The organism is Corallococcus sp. AB032C (genome assembly GCF_003668935.1).
GTDB classification, from domain to species: Bacteria; Myxococcota; Myxococcia; order Myxococcales; family Myxococcaceae; genus Corallococcus; species Corallococcus exiguus.
In genome coordinates, this window is the sequence record NZ_RAWP01000024.1 from 52,960 (window position 1) to 66,306 (window position 13,347).

At 69.8% G+C, this 13,347-nt stretch carries 13 protein-coding genes; 7 read left to right on the top strand and 6 right to left on the bottom strand.

What is annotated here, in order from left to right:
- Window positions 1-30 precede the first annotated feature (30 nt).
- The gene (locus tag D7X99_RS13410) at window positions 31-1,176 is read left to right on the top strand and encodes a hypothetical protein (RefSeq protein ID WP_147476146.1); all 1,146 of its coding nucleotides are present in this window, start codon (window positions 31-33) and stop codon (window positions 1,174-1,176) included.
- A gap of 283 nt (window positions 1,177-1,459) precedes the next feature.
- On the top strand, window positions 1,460-1,912 hold the full coding sequence (locus D7X99_RS13415; RefSeq protein ID WP_121778179.1) for a GNAT family N-acetyltransferase: 453 nt from the start codon (window positions 1,460-1,462) through the stop codon (window positions 1,910-1,912).
- A 261-nt stretch (window positions 1,913-2,173) separates the two neighbouring features.
- Here D7X99_RS13415 and D7X99_RS13420 read toward each other — a convergent pair whose 3' ends face one another.
- Window positions 2,174-2,827, bottom strand: coding sequence for a glutathione S-transferase family protein (locus tag D7X99_RS13420; RefSeq protein WP_121778145.1), 654 nt, complete (start codon window positions 2,825-2,827; stop codon window positions 2,174-2,176).
- A gap of 33 nt (window positions 2,828-2,860) precedes the next feature.
- Complete coding sequence (locus D7X99_RS13425; RefSeq protein ID WP_120577503.1) at window positions 2,861-3,259, bottom strand: RidA family protein; 399 nt, start codon at window positions 3,257-3,259, stop codon at window positions 2,861-2,863.
- Window positions 3,260-3,379: 120 nt separating this feature from the next.
- Between D7X99_RS13425 and D7X99_RS13430 the strand changes: the two genes are divergently transcribed.
- On the top strand, window positions 3,380-5,008 hold the full coding sequence (locus D7X99_RS13430) for a peptide chain release factor 3 (RefSeq protein ID WP_121778146.1): 1,629 nt from the start codon (window positions 3,380-3,382) through the stop codon (window positions 5,006-5,008).
- Between the two features lie 41 nt (window positions 5,009-5,049).
- On the opposite strand, the gene D7X99_RS13435 is transcribed toward D7X99_RS13430, so the two are convergent.
- Complete coding sequence (locus tag D7X99_RS13435) at window positions 5,050-5,592, bottom strand: hypothetical protein (protein ID WP_120596040.1); 543 nt, start codon at window positions 5,590-5,592, stop codon at window positions 5,050-5,052.
- 44 nt (window positions 5,593-5,636) lie between these two features.
- Between D7X99_RS13435 and D7X99_RS13440 the strand changes: the two genes are divergently transcribed.
- A complete protein-coding gene (locus D7X99_RS13440) occupies window positions 5,637-7,142 on the top strand; it encodes a carboxypeptidase M32 (RefSeq protein ID WP_121778147.1) in 1,506 nt (501 codons plus the stop codon).
- A gap of 4 nt (window positions 7,143-7,146) precedes the next feature.
- Here the strand turns inward: D7X99_RS13440 and D7X99_RS13445 are convergent, their stop codons facing one another.
- Together D7X99_RS13445 and D7X99_RS13450 are read right to left on the bottom strand one after the other, a co-directional pair.
- Window positions 7,147-7,503, bottom strand: coding sequence for a hypothetical protein (locus tag D7X99_RS13445; RefSeq protein WP_121778148.1), 357 nt, complete (start codon window positions 7,501-7,503; stop codon window positions 7,147-7,149).
- Window positions 7,504-7,694: 191 nt separating this feature from the next.
- Entirely contained in the window at window positions 7,695-8,864 is a 1,170-nt protein-coding gene (locus tag D7X99_RS13450) for a ribonuclease D (protein WP_121778149.1), read from the bottom strand.
- Between the two features lie 65 nt (window positions 8,865-8,929).
- Between D7X99_RS13450 and ttcA the strand changes: the two genes are divergently transcribed.
- The 3 genes from ttcA to D7X99_RS13465 are packed head-to-tail and all read left to right on the top strand — an operon-like array spanning window position 8,930 to window position 11,427.
- Window positions 8,930-9,787, top strand: coding sequence for a tRNA 2-thiocytidine(32) synthetase TtcA (gene ttcA, locus D7X99_RS13455; RefSeq protein WP_121778150.1), 858 nt, complete (start codon window positions 8,930-8,932; stop codon window positions 9,785-9,787).
- A complete protein-coding gene (locus tag D7X99_RS13460; protein WP_121778151.1) occupies window positions 9,766-10,590 on the top strand; it encodes a tellurite resistance TerB family protein in 825 nt (274 codons plus the stop codon). The genes ttcA and D7X99_RS13460 overlap by 22 nt, the downstream gene beginning before the upstream one ends.
- A gap of 12 nt (window positions 10,591-10,602) precedes the next feature.
- Entirely contained in the window at window positions 10,603-11,427 is an 825-nt protein-coding gene (locus D7X99_RS13465) for a phosphate/phosphite/phosphonate ABC transporter substrate-binding protein (RefSeq protein ID WP_121778152.1), read from the top strand.
- A 101-nt stretch (window positions 11,428-11,528) separates the two neighbouring features.
- Here D7X99_RS13465 and D7X99_RS44460 read toward each other — a convergent pair whose 3' ends face one another.
- The gene (locus tag D7X99_RS44460) at window positions 11,529-13,259 is read right to left on the bottom strand and encodes a serine/threonine protein kinase (RefSeq protein ID WP_304997452.1); all 1,731 of its coding nucleotides are present in this window, start codon (window positions 13,257-13,259) and stop codon (window positions 11,529-11,531) included.
- Window positions 13,260-13,347 lie beyond the last annotated feature (88 nt).

Here is a 13,347-nt window from a genome sequence, read left to right on the forward strand (position 1 = left end):
CCACCGGGTTGGAAGGAACAGCAGGCAGTCATGCGAACCTATTCGACCTGGAGGATGACGATGCGTTGGAACAAGACGTTGGCGGTGGGTGCGGCCCTGGTGCTTTCGACGGCGTGCGGCGGGGTGGATGATCAGGAGGCGCTGGAGTCCCTGCCGGACTTCGCGGGCACGTCGCTCGAAATCAACACGGACGCGCTCGCGCAGGACGGCGCCGCGCTCGTGGCCCAGGACCTGATGCAGGTGGAGGCCTCGCTCGACGGGCAGGGCGCCGCGATGCTGGAGGGCGCCCGCCTGGAGGTGAAGGCGCTCAACGACACGCTCCGGCAGGCGCTGGTGCCCATCACGGAGCTGGCGAAGCAGGCCGCCAACGAGCAGCCCGGCGACGTGCTGGTGTACGGCCCCACCGACCGCGCCAACGCCACCTTCAAGCTCGCCATCCGCAAGGGCGCGGGTGGGCGCTACCAGTGGAAGCTGGAGGCCCGTCCGCTGAACAGCAAGGACGACGTCGCCTACAAGCTCATCGCCGCGGGCGCGCTCAAGCGCAGCGGCGACGCGCACCGCGGCCGGGGCACGCTGGCCGTCTCCCTGGACAACCTCAAGGCGGTGGCCCCGTCCTACGCGGGCCAGGGCAAGCTGATGATGTCGTTCGCCCACTTCGGCAAGGGCAGCAAGTCGCTGGCGTACCGGCTGGCCAGCTTCACCCCGAACCCCGCCACGCACGAGGCCGTCACCGGCGCCTTCGTGGGTCACAAGATTGAAGCCACCGGCGTCACCCGCGTGCGCGTGCTCGGCCCGTACAACCTGCCCGGCACCGCGACCTCCGCGAAGGAGAAGGTGCTCTCCTCCGTGCGCCACATCCCCGGCAGCGGCGGCCGTGTGGACGTGCGCGCCTGGGGCGGCGACATCGCGGCGAACACCTACTACGTGGGCAGCGCCTGCTGGGACACGCAGGAGAAGGAGGTCTACCGCGTCCTCCTGCAGTGCTCGGACTCGGGCCGCCCGGAGAACTGCACGGAGGTTGCCGGCAGCCGCGTGGGCAGCTCCCAGGCCTGCCCCGCGGTGGAGCTGCGCGGCGACGTGACGCCCCCGGATGGCACCGGCGACGCCGTGACGCCCGAGCCCGGCAACCCCGGCGCGCCGGACGACGTGCCCACCGACGTCACCCCCGACTTCTGACCTGCTTCAGGTAAGTCCGTCAAGGCGATGTCCGCAGGACGCAGGCCGGTTCCCAGCCGAGGTGTGCGTCGTCGGCTGGCTCCATCCAATTTGAGGCAACCTGGCCCCGGCGCTCACCCTGAGGCGCGCGTTGACGGGGCGCCAGGAGACGATGGTGGGAGTCGCGCAGAGCGGGTGTCGCGAAGGACGGGAGCGGTGGCGCGAGGCACGGCAGCATCGACCCCGGCGTGGGACGAGGGCTAGAGTCGGCTCGTCACTCGGCTCGTGGAGACCGGCTCTCTTGGTGATCCTGCGCAACGTTACAGATGAAGACCTCCCGATCTTCTTCGAGCACCAGCGGGACGCAGTCGCGCTGCGCATGGCCGCATTCCCGTCGCGGGAACGCGATGCCTTCCTGACCCACTGGCGCACGAAGGTTCTCCGCCCCGAGAACATGACCCGCACTCTCGTCGTTGGCGGCCTGGTCGCTGGGTACCTCGGCAGTTGGGACCAGGACGGCAAGCGCCTCGTCGCCTATTGGATGGGTCGCGAGCACTGGGGCAAGGGCATCGCGACACGGGCGCTCTCGGAGTTCCTCGTGCTTGAGCCGATTCGTCCGCTCCATGCGTGGGTCGCTGTCCACAACGTCGGGTCGATCCGCGTCCTTGAGAAGTGTGGCTTCCGCACGGTGGCCCAGGAGAACCCGCAGCACGCGGACGGAGTTGCTGAGGTGCTCATGTCGCTGGGTCCGAAATAGTACGAGCCGGGTACCCGCAGGACGCAGGCCGGTTCCCAGCGCACCACGTCCTCAAGCAACTTCCCTGAGGGGGTAGGCATATGGTCTCCCCGCGTGCGGCCCGGGTGGCTCACGCACGCGCACAAAGGGAGGCGCGCGCCGTCGCATGAAGCCGCGGCGAAGCTGTTCGAAAATCATCCGCACATGACGATCTTCCCGTGCGACGCGGTAGACGTGATGCCGTTGCTGTCGGGTCCACCCGAGGCGTAAGCCCCCGCGCTGTCACCCGGTCGGAGTGGCGGCGTTGAACACCGCGAGTTGCGCGGCGAACGCGCGCTGGTAGGCCGGGCGCGCTTCGGCGCGGGCGATATAGGCGGCGAGGTTCGGATACGCATCGACAATGCCCGACCCCTGCGCCCTGCGCAGGACCGTCACCATGAGGAGGTCGGCCGCGCTGAAGGCGCCGTCGAGCCAGTCGGTGTCGCCGAGGTGCGCGGAGAGATCGTCCAACCGCTTCCGGATGATGTCGTCCAGCGCGCGCAGGCGATGCTCGTACCAGGGCTGGTCGCGCTCGAGAATCATCACCATGCTGCGGTCGAAGATGGGCGGCTCGACCGTGTTGAGCGACGCGAACATCCACCCGACTGCGCGAGCGCGGCCATGCGCATCTCCCGGCAGCAGGCCGGCATGGCGATCCGCGATGTGGAAGACAATCGCGCCGGACTCGAACAGGGCGAGCTCGCCCTCCTCGTAGGTTGGAATCTGACCGAACGGATGCAGCGCCTTGTGCGCGGGCTGCTTCATCGCCTCGAACGACAGCAGACGGACGTCGTAGGGCTGGCCCACCTCTTCCAGTGCCCAGCGCACCCGCATGTCCCGCGCCAGTCCCCTGCCGCGATCCGGCGAGCTTTCAAAGGCGGTGATGGTGATGGTCATGTCCTGCTCCTGGATGTCTGGGGGCCTGGGCCGTCAGGGTAGGGCGGATGCCACCACCGCGTCCGCTTCGATTTCCACCAGCATCCGCGGGTCGATGAGCGCCTTCACCTCCACCATGGAGGTGGCGGGGCGGATGGCCGCGAACACCTCGCCGTGGGCGCGGCCAATCTCCTCCCAGCGCGAGATGTCGGTGACGTACATGCGCGTGCGCACCACGTCCTCCACCCGGGCGCCCACCGCCTCCAGGGCGGCGCGGATGTTGGCGAGCGCCTGGGCCGCCTGCCGGTACGCGTCCCCTTCACCCACGAGCTGGCCGTCCGCGTCCGTGGCGGTGGTGCCGGAGACGGACACGAAGGGGCCCGTGCGAACCGCCCGCGAGTAGCCCACCCGGGGCTCCCAGGGGGTGCCGGTGGCATGGAGGATGCGCTGCATGGCGTGCTCCGATGTGGGCCTGAGGGAGGGCTGCCCCGGAGGGCCGGAGCCCGGCCGAACCTCCAGGCGCTGCTTGCACAGCTGCAAGGAACGACCGCCCGTGATAGTTGGCCTCGGATCATGGCCAACGAGCTCGAGAGGGAGGTCGCCCGGCGACGGACCTTCGCCATCATCTCCCACCCCGACGCGGGAAAGACAACCCTGACGGAGAAGCTGCTGCTGTACGGCGGCGCCATCCATCTGGCCGGCAGCGTGAAGGCCAAGAGGGCGCGGCGGCACGCGACCAGCGACTGGATGGAGCTGGAGAAGGAGCGCGGCATCTCCGTCACCTCGTCCGTGCTCCAGTTCAGCTACCGCGACCACGCGGTGAACCTGCTGGACACCCCGGGCCACCAGGACTTCTCCGAGGACACCTACCGCACGCTGTCCGCCGCCGACGCGGCGGTGATGCTCATCGACGCGGCGAAGGGCGTGGAGCCCCAGACGAAGAAGCTCTTCAAGGTGTGCCGCCTGCGCGGCATCCCCATCTTCACCTTCGTCAACAAGCTGGACCGCTACGGCCGCGAACCGCTGGAGCTGATGAACGAGCTGGAGCAGGTGCTCGGCATCCGCTCGTACCCCATGAACTGGCCCATTGGCATGGGGCCGGAGTTCCGGGGCGTCTACGACCGGCAGGCGCGCGTGGTGCACGTGTTCTCCGCGGAGGGCTCGCACGGCGAGTCGGAAGTGACGGAGCGCTCGGTGTCCATCGACTCGCCTGAAATCCACTCGGTGCTCACCGAGACGGAGCTGGCGAAGCTCCAGGAGGACATCGAGCTGCTGGACATCGGCGGGGACGAGTTCACGCGCGAGAAGTCGGACGTGGGGCAGCTGTCGCCCATGTTCTTCGGCAGCGCGATGACCAACTTCGGCGTGCGGCCCTTCCTGGACGCGTTCCTGGACCTGGCGCCCGCGCCCACGTCGCGCCCCACCACGCAGGGCCCGCGCGAGCCCACGAACCCGAAGTTCGCGGGCTTCGTCTTCAAGATTCAGGCGAACATGGACCCCGCGCACCGCGACCGCATCGCGTTCATGCGCGTGGTGTCCGGCCGCTACGTCAAGGGCATGAACGCGTTCCACTCGCGCCTGGGCAAGGAGGTGCGGCTCGCGAAGCCCAGCCAGTTCCTCGCCGCCGAGCGCACGTCCATTGAAGACGCGTGGCCGGGGGACGTCATCGGCCTGTTCGACCCGGGCCAGTACCGCATCGGCGACTCGCTGGCGGAGGGCTCGCAGGACGTGTTGTTCGAAGGCGTGCCGCGCTTCAGCCCGGAGTTCTTCGCGGTGGTGCGCTCCAAGGATCCGCTGCGCCGCAAGCAGATGGAGAAGGGCCTGGAGCAGCTGTCCGAAGAGGGCACGGTGCAGATCTTCCAGCAGCTGGCCATGGGCATGAAGGACCCCATCGTCGGCGTGGTGGGCGCGCTCCAGTTCGAAGTGCTCCAGTACCGCCTGGAACATGAATACGGCGCGAAGATCGCCCTGGACCGGCTGCCCTTCAGCCACGCCCGGTGGGTGGTGGGCCAGAACTTCGAGCCGAAGTCGTTCGACTGGGAAGGCAACCGCCAGACGGTGCAGGACCGCGACGGGCTGCCCCTGGTGCTCTTCCGCGACGACTGGGCGCTCCAGCACGCCGAGGACAAGCACCCGGAGCTGAAGTTCGTCTCCGAGGCCCCGCTCCTGCGCCAGTCCGCGTCGTCCGCGACCGGCAGCTAGGAACGCAAAGGGCCGGGGGAAAAGCCCCGGCCCGGAAGCGGCTACTTGTGCGGCACCACGGTGCCGCCGCGGAAGGCGGAGTCGCGCAGCACCAGGCCCTCCTTGCAGAGGCGCGCGGCGCGGTTGCCCACGAAGAAGTCCTTCGGGTCACCCCGGCGGAAGGTCTTCTTCACGAACTCCTCCACCTCCAGGTAGAGGCGGCGGAACTTGTCCGGGGCCGCGTCGCGGCGGCCCGTCTGGGACGTCACCTCCAGCTCCACCCACATCTTCCCGCTGAGCAGCTCGCCCTCCTCGTTGCGGCGCGAGCGCTCGATGAAGATGACGGGCGAGCGCACCTCGTCGATGCGCCAGAAGCCCTTGTCCGGGCCGCGCTTCACCTTGTCCACCATGGCGGGGCCAATCTCGCTGGCCACCAGGTAGAGGTCCTCCTCCGGCAGGCGCGAGATGTTGTCCGGGTTGGCCCGGAAGGGCACCCAGTCCGGCGGCACGCGCCGGGGGTAGACCTCCAGGACGTGTCGCTCCAGGTGGCGGAAGAAGGCGACCTCGTCGTCGGGTGCCATGAAGAATTGGAGGATGTTGGCCATCGCGGGCGTCCTCATACCCTGGAAGCGCGCTAGAAACACAGGCCATGGACTCCTGGCTGCGCGCACGGATGCATGAGCTGAACGACCTGAACAGCGTCATCAACCTGGCTTCCTGGGACCGGGAAGTCTACCTGCCCTCCAAGGCGGCCTCCGCCCGCGCCCAGCAGCTGGCCACCGTCCAGGCCATCCACCACGAGCGGCTGGTGGATCCACGCCTGGGAGAGGCCCTGGCCCGCGCCGGGGAGGGGGGCCAGGACTTCGAGGCCCTCACGCCCGACGAGCGCGCCATGGTGCGCGTCCTCACCCGAGAGCGCGACCGGGCGGTGCGCCTGCCTGCCCGGCTGGTGACCGCGCTGGCGGAGGCGCAGGGCGAGGGACTCCAGGCCTGGCGCGAGGCGCGCACGACGAAGCGCTTCGAGCGTTTCCAGCCCGCGCTGGAGGCGCTGCTGGCCTTGCGCCGCGAGCAGGCGGACGCGCAGGGCCACGACGGCGAGCGCTACGACGCGCTGCTGGAAGGCTTCGAGCCTGGCATGCGCGTGAAGCGCCTGACGCCGGTGCTCACCGCGCTGCGTGAGGCGCTCATCCCCATGGTGGCCGCGCTCGGCGAGCAGAAGCGGGCCTTCCCCGCGTTCCTCTCCGGCCGCACCTACGACACCGGCCAGCAGTGGCAGTTCACGATGCGGCTGCTCAAGGCCGTGGGCTTCGACCTGGAGTCGGGCCGCCAGGACGTGAGCATCCACCCCTTCACCAACAGCGTGCACGCGCAGGACGTGCGCCTCACCACGCGCCTGGATCCGGTGTGGCCACCGGCCGCCCTCTTCGGCACGCTCCACGAGGCGGGCCACGGCCTGTACGAGCAGGGCTTCTCCCCGGAGCACCACCGCACGCCGCTGGCGTCCGTGCCGTCCATGGGCCTGCACGAGTCCCAGTCCCGCCTGTGGGAGAACCTGGTGGGCCGTGGCCGTTCCTTCTGGGTGAGCCACTTCCCCGCGCTGAAGGAGTCCTTCCCGGAGGCGCTGGCGGACGTGGACCTGGACGGCTTCCACGCGGGCATCAACCACGTGGTGCCGTCGCTCATCCGCGTGGAGGCGGACGAGGTGACGTACAACCTGCACATCGCCCTGCGCTACGAGCTGGAGCTGGCGATGCTGCGCGACGAGCTGCCCGTGTCGGAGCTGCCGTCCGCGTGGAACGAGCGCATGCGGCGCTACCTGGGGATTACTCCCCCGGACGACACGCAGGGCGTGCTCCAGGACATCCACTGGGCCTGGGGCGAGCTGGGCTACTTCCCCACGTACTCGCTGGGCAACCTGTACGCGGCCTCGCTGTATTCCGCCGCGAACCGGGCGCTGCCGTCGCTGGAGGCGGACCTCTCGCGGGGTGACACGTCGTCACTGCTGGGGTGGCTGCGCACGAACCTGCACTCGCACGGCTTCCGGCTGCCCGCGGAGGAGCAGGTGCGCTCCATCACCGGCGAGGGGCTCACGGACCGGGACTTCCTCCAGTACCTGCGCGCGAAGTACGGCGCGCTGTACGGCATCAAGCTCTAGCGCCTCAGGCCGCGAACACCAGCGGGCGGCACGCGCGCGCCAGGTGCAGCGCGTCCCTCGCGAGCGCGTGCGAGTCCGGGTCCTGCGCCTCCAGCCACGCGGCGCGGGCCACCTGGCTGCCCAACTCGAAGCACAGGCTGGCGGTGCGGCGCGACAGGCGGCTCTCCTTCTGGAGCGCGCGCACGTTGAGCTCGCACAGCTCCGCGCACTGGCGCAGCAGGCGCACCGCGTCGTCATCCGCCGCGACGCCCTGGGCCCTCAGGCGTGCCATGCCCGCCTCGCAGGCCGTCTGGCACTTCAGGCTCGCGGCGATGCACCGGGAGACCTCGATCCGCGCCCCGCCTGTCCTGGCTCCCAACATGACCACGCCCTCCCTGTGTGCGGCGTCAAAGGTACGCACGGACGTCGTTCTCGCAACCAGCACCGGAGCCGCAGATGAGGCCTGAACACCTGCGTTCCGGGGTCATGGACAGCGAGCCGGCAGGGGATGCAGAAGCGCCGCGCACGATTCAGCCGAAGCGTACAGCAGTTGCCTCTTCGTCGTGGCGAACGTCAGCTTCCCAGCACCGGGAAGGGCTTGAGCAACGCGATCAGCTTGTCGCCGTACAGCTTGATCCGTTTATCCCCGAGGTAAGGCAGCTGCGAGAGCTCCGCCACGTCCGCGGGAGGCTTCGACGCCAGCGCGTCCATGAGCGGATTGGTGAGCACCACGCTGGGCGTCACCTTGCGCGCCGTGGCCTGCTCGACGCGGAACGCCTTGAGCGCGTCCTCGCGCTTGCGCCGGTGGGGGTCGCGCGGACCCTTGGGCTCGCGGTCGAGGTCCAGTTCGCCCCGGGTGGCCTTCTGCTGGTTGTCGCGGATGAGGGCGAGGATGTCGTCGCCGTGCGCGCGCACCACCGCGCCCCGCACGCCGGCCGCGCGCGCCAGGTCCTTGTGCGTGTCCGGCTGTTTCAGGGCCAGGTCGGTGATGGCCATGTTGGACAGCATGCGGCCCATGGGCACGTTGTCCTTCTCCGCCCACTCCAGCCGCAGCTTGTGCAGCCCCTGCGCGATGGCGTGCGCGAGCGCGTACTGCGTCGTGCTGAGGCCGCTCTTGGAGAGCTTGGGCTTGTACTCGGCGCCCGTCTCAGGCCGGGCCTCGGCCTCCGCGCACATGCGCTCGCAGTCCAGCAGCACCTCCTCCAGGATGTCCGCCTCACGGCACGCGTCGCGCACCTGGCGGCCCAGCTCACAGAGGTAGCGCACGTCGTTGGCGATGTAGTCGCGCATGCCCTCGGGCAGGGGACGCAGGGAGAAGTCGGACTGCTGGTGCTCCTTCGGCAGCTCCACGCCCAGCCGTTCGCGCGCCAGGTCCGCCAGGCCCACCTTGGGCCACCCCAGGAGCGTCACCGCGCGGTGCGTGTCGAAGAGGCCGCGCACGCGCACGCCGGCTTCCGCCAGGAACTGCAGGTCGCCCTGGGCGGCGTGGAAGTACTTGGTACGCCCGGGGTCCTCCATCATGGGAGAGAGCAGGCGTGGATCCACGCCCGGCTGGAGCGTGTCGAAGAGGAAGATGTCCGTGTCGGTGCCCAGCTGGAGGAAGCACAGGCGGGCGCGGAAGGCGTGCATGGCGTCCGCCTCCAGGTCCACCGCTACTTCTGGCGCGGCCTCCAGCATGCGCGTGGCGGCTTCCTCGCCCGCGCGGTCCACTACATCCACGGCACCCTGAGGAAAGGTCGGCATCGCGGGGAGCAGGCTAGCGGACCGGCCCGCCCCTTTGACGTGTTTTTTCCCGAACCGCCGCTAGGATGGCCCCGCCGATGAACGACGCCCAACGTCTTGAAAAAAGCCTGCTTGGCCACATGGGCCGGGCCATCGCGGACTTCCGCCTCATCGAGGCCGGGGACCGCATCATGGTGGGCGTGTCGGGAGGCAAGGACTCCTACACGATGCTCCACCTGCTGCGCGAGCTGCAGCGGCGAGCCCCCGTGAAGTTCGATTTGCTGGCCGTGAACCTGGACCAGGGCCACCCGGGCTTCCCCGGGCACATCCTGGAGGGCTACTTCCAGCGGGAAGGCTACGCCTACAAGATGCTGAAGGAGGACACCTACAGCATCGTCCTGGAGAAGACCCCGCCCGGGAAGACGCAGTGCTCGGTGTGCTCACGCCTGCGCCGGGGCATCCTCTACAACGCCGCCGTGCACCTGGGCTGCAACAAGATTGCCCTGGGCCACCACCGCGACGACCTCATCCACACGATGCTCCTGAACATGTTCTTCGCCGGGAGCCTCAAGGCGATGCCGCCGCTGCTGAAGAGCGACGACGGCCGCAACGTGGTCATCCGGCCGCTGTGCTACGCGCCGGAGAAGGAGATCATCCAGTTCGCGGAAGCGAAGCAGTTCCCCATCATCCCCTGCGACCTGTGCGGGTCGCAGGAGAACCTGCAGCGCAAGCGGATGCAGAAGCTGGTGGAGGACCTGGGCAAGGAGATCCCCAACGTCCGCCAGAGCCTGCTCAACGCGATGTCGAACGTGCGGCCCACGCACCTCTTGGACAAGACGCTGAACCCGGACCCGCTGAACGCGACGGAAGACGGGCCCGCGGTCACCCCCCCCACCACCGACACTCAAGGGAGCGCCAGTCCATGGCTCGAGAGCAGGCAGTAAAGGCGCGCAAGGAGCGCAACGCGGCGCTGGTGGAGGCCATGTTGCTGGCCGCGATGGCGGACGGCAGCGTGTCCCAGCGTGAGATGCAGACGTTGCTGGCACGAGTGCTGGAGCGCCCGGAGTTCGAGGGCACGCAGTCGGGCGAGTTGAACCTGCTGGTGGAGACCAGCGCGGTGCGGCTGTCGGAGGCGCGCAACCTGGAGGATGTCCTCTCCTCGCTGCGCCGGCGGCTGCCGGACCACAAGAACCGGATGCTGGCCTTCGGCCTGGCGGCGGCGGTGGCGCTGGCGGATCAGCGGGCCACCCGCTCGGAGCTGGGGCTGCTCAAGACGTTCCAGGCGGCGCTGGGCATCTCCGAGGACGAGGTCGCCCAGATTATCGACGTCATCGAGCAGGGGGGCAGCCTGTCGGAGGCGCTGGGCGAGCCCCTGGAGCGGCTGTTCGCGGAGGTGATGGTCCTGGTGCTGGCGGCGGACGGTCAGCTGAAGGAGGCGGAGGCGCGCGCGATGGTGGAGAGCTTCGCGGCGGATCCGCTCTTCCAGAACGTGAGCCCGGAGCGGGCGCAGGGCTTCGTGAGCGAGTCCGTGGCGGCGCTGGCCACGGACGGGCTGCCGCAGCGACTTCATGTCCTGGCCCACGGGCTGGCCACGCACTCCCAGCGGGTGAAGGCCTACCAGCTGGCCACGAAGATCGCCCATGCGTCCGGGCGGACGAGTAACGCGGAGCAGCGCATCCTGGATCTGCTCCAGGCGACGTTCGGTCTGGCGGACGATGAAGTGGCGCGGTTGGACCAGCAGGGGTAAGCAGGGAATTGTATGACCCCGCAAGTTCCCTCCGGTTCGCGCCACTCCTTCCGCTTCGGCCTGCCGCCGTCCTTGGGCAGTGAGACGGCGCGCGAGCGTGCGGAACGGCTCGCGTCCTTCCTGCAGCGTGCGTTGGGCAAGCTGGTGGAGGTGAACGTCGCCACCAGCTACGAGACGCTGGCCAAGGACCTCCTGTCCGGGCGAGCGGACGCGGCCTGGGCGCCGCCCTTCGTGTGCGCGCGCATGGAGGCCATGGGCGTGCGGGTGCTGACGCGCGGGGTGCGCCGGGGCATGTCCAGCTACCGCTCCGCGCTGGTGGGGCGGGCGGGCTCCGGGCTGACGCTGGAGAAGCTGAAGGGCGCCACGGCGGCGTGGGTGGACCGCGATTCGGTGGCGGGCTACCTGCTGCCCAGCGCGTTCCTGAAGACGCAGGGGCTGGAGCCGTCGCGCGCGTTCGTGTCGCAGCAGTTCACGGGCTCGTACCAGGGCGCGCTGGAGGCGGTGCTGGAGGGCAGGGCGCAGGTGACGAGCGTCTTCTGTCCGCCGTCCTCCACGGGGCTCACGTTCACCACGGGCGTGGAGGACGTGCTGGGGCCGGGCATGGGCGCGAAGTTCGAGCTCCTGGCGTACACGGACGAGGCCCCCAACGACGGCGTGCCGGTGGCCATGGGGCTGCCCGCGCCGCTGGTGACGGCGCTGGAGACGGCGCTCCTGGGGTTGCAGTCCACGCCGGACGGGCAGGCGCTGCTGCGCGACATCTTCAACGCGGACCGCTTCGAAGTGGCGCCGCGCATGGGCTACCGCGCGCTGTACCGCGTGGCCCTGGCGAGCCTGTAGCCGAGCGCGGTTCCGGCGCCGCGAGACCCGCGTTGCTCGCGGGACCCGTGGGCTCGCTTCGAGCGGAGCCCGAGGCAACCGGTCGCAGTGCTCCTTGGCGCCTACTTGTCGGAGTCGGGCCCGTTGCCGCGTACGGGGCGGCGGGCGGAGGACACGGAGCCTTCGGTGCGGCCCGTCTTTGACGGCACCTTGGCTCCAACGGAGTCCTCCGACGCACGCACGGCCTTCGCGGCGGAGCGGCTCCCCGTTGAATCTCCGGAGGCCTTCACGGGCTTCGCCGTGGAACGGCTTCCCGTGGAGCCCTCGGGTGTACGCGTCGGCTTCGAGGTCTCCGCGCGCACGGCGCCGAACTGGGCGGTGGAGGACCGGCCGGTCTCCGCGCGCACGGCCTCGGGTTTCGCGGTGGAGGCGCGAGCCGAGCCCGTGTCTTCACCGCGCACGGCTTCATGCTTCGCGGTGGAGGCGCGAGCCGGACCCGCGTCCTCTCGCACGGCATCGAACTTCCCGGTGGAGGCGCGAGCCTCACCGCGCATGGCTTCGTGCTTCGCGGTGGGCCGGCGCGCGTCCTCGTCATGCAGGGGACGCGTGTCCGCGAGGCTCACGCCCGTGTTCTCCCGCGTCTTCACGGGCCGGGCTTCCGGGCGGCTCAGGCCGGAGTTCTCCTTCGTGCGCGAGGTCCGCTCCGCGGCGGGGCCCACGCCGGAGTCCTCCGGCGACGCGGCGGCCTTCGTCGACGACTGGCTCACCGACGGCTCCGGCGCGCGCGGCGGCGTCTTCGCCGGGGCCTGCGCCTTGCCCGCGGACGACGTCGTCCCGGAGGCCGGTGGCTTCGCGGGCGCGGCGCTGCCCGGCCGGGCCATCAGGCGCGGGTCGAAGTAGATCATCGTCGGCTCGGCCGCGAAGCGCTCCTCTTCCAGCTCGTCCGAGTACACGTCCCGCATGAACGCCGCCAGGTGCGCGCTGGTGCCGTGCAGCTTCTCCTGCTGGAGGAACTCCTCCAGCGCCAGCTGCAGCTCGCCCGCGGTGGAGAACCGGTCGTCGCGCTTGCGCGCCAGCGCCTTGAAGACGATGGGGTCCAACGACTTCGGAATCCCGGGCACGGCTTCCGACGGCGGGACGATCTTGTGCCCCACGACGGCCTTGAGCGTGGCCATCTCCGTCTCGCGCTTGAACAGGCGGCCGCCGGTCAGCAGCTCGTAGAACACCGTCCCCAGGCCGAACACGTCCGAGCGCGCATCCAGCGGCTCACCCCGCGCCTGCTCCGGGGACATGTACGCGTGCTTGCCCTTGATGGTGCCCACCACCGTCTGGGACAGCTTGCCCTGCGCCTTCGCCACGCCGAAGTCGATGAGCTTCACGCCGCCGTTGAAGCCCACCAGCACGTTCTGCGGCGACACGTCCCGGTGGATGAGCGACAGCTTCCGGCCGGACGGGCTGCGTGCGTTGTGCGCCGCGTCCAGGCCCGCCGCCGCCTCCGCGATGATCCTGCACCGCAGGCCCAGCGGAAACCCGCCCGGGTGCGCCGACGCGCGCGGCACCAGTGAGCCCAGCGGCTCGCCGTGCACGTACTCCATGGCGATGTAGTACTGCCCGTCCACGTCCCCCATCTCGTAGATCTGCGCGATGTTGGGGTGGTTGAGCAGCGCCGCGATGCGCGCCTCGTCCAGGAACATCTGGAGGAACTCGTCGTCCTCCGACAGGTGGGGCAACAGCCGCTTCACCACCAGCAGCTTCTGGAACCCGACCGGCCCCTTCTGCCGGGCCAGATAGACGGCCCCCATGCCGCCGGTGGCCAGCTTGCGCAGCAATTCATAGCGGCCGAACGTTTCCACTCCGGCCGTGACGATAGCCGCGTCAGCGCGGATCTCAAAAGCCCGGGCTTCCGCAAAAACGCGAACCGGGCCGGCCCCCCTCTGGGAC

Bases quoted from the DNA above. Each gene is read 5' to 3' on its own strand.
- D7X99_RS13460 (WP_121778151.1), top strand. From the start codon at position 9,766: ATGGCTCGAGAGCAGGCAGTAAAGGCGCGCAAGGAGCGCAACGCGGCG.
- D7X99_RS13440 (WP_121778147.1), top strand. From the start codon at position 5,637: ATGGACTCCTGGCTGCGCGCACGGATGCATGAGCTGAACGACCTGAAC.
- D7X99_RS13465 (WP_121778152.1), top strand. From the start codon at position 10,603: ATGACCCCGCAAGTTCCCTCCGGTTCGCGCCACTCCTTCCGCTTCGGC.
- D7X99_RS13445 (WP_121778148.1), bottom strand. From the start codon at position 7,503: ATGTTGGGAGCCAGGACAGGCGGGGCGCGGATCGAGGTCTCCCGGTGC.
- D7X99_RS13425 (WP_120577503.1), bottom strand. From the start codon at position 3,259: ATGCAGCGCATCCTCCATGCCACCGGCACCCCCTGGGAGCCCCGGGTG.
- D7X99_RS13420 (WP_121778145.1), bottom strand. From the start codon at position 2,827: ATGACCATCACCATCACCGCCTTTGAAAGCTCGCCGGATCGCGGCAGG.
- D7X99_RS13435 (WP_120596040.1), bottom strand. From the start codon at position 5,592: ATGGCCAACATCCTCCAATTCTTCATGGCACCCGACGACGAGGTCGCC.
- ttcA (WP_121778150.1), top strand. From the start codon at position 8,930: ATGGCCCCGCCGATGAACGACGCCCAACGTCTTGAAAAAAGCCTGCTT.
- D7X99_RS13410 (WP_147476146.1), top strand. From the start codon at position 31: ATGCGAACCTATTCGACCTGGAGGATGACGATGCGTTGGAACAAGACG.
- D7X99_RS13430 (WP_121778146.1), top strand. From the start codon at position 3,380: ATGGCCAACGAGCTCGAGAGGGAGGTCGCCCGGCGACGGACCTTCGCC.
- D7X99_RS13450 (WP_121778149.1), bottom strand. From the start codon at position 8,864: ATGCCGACCTTTCCTCAGGGTGCCGTGGATGTAGTGGACCGCGCGGGC.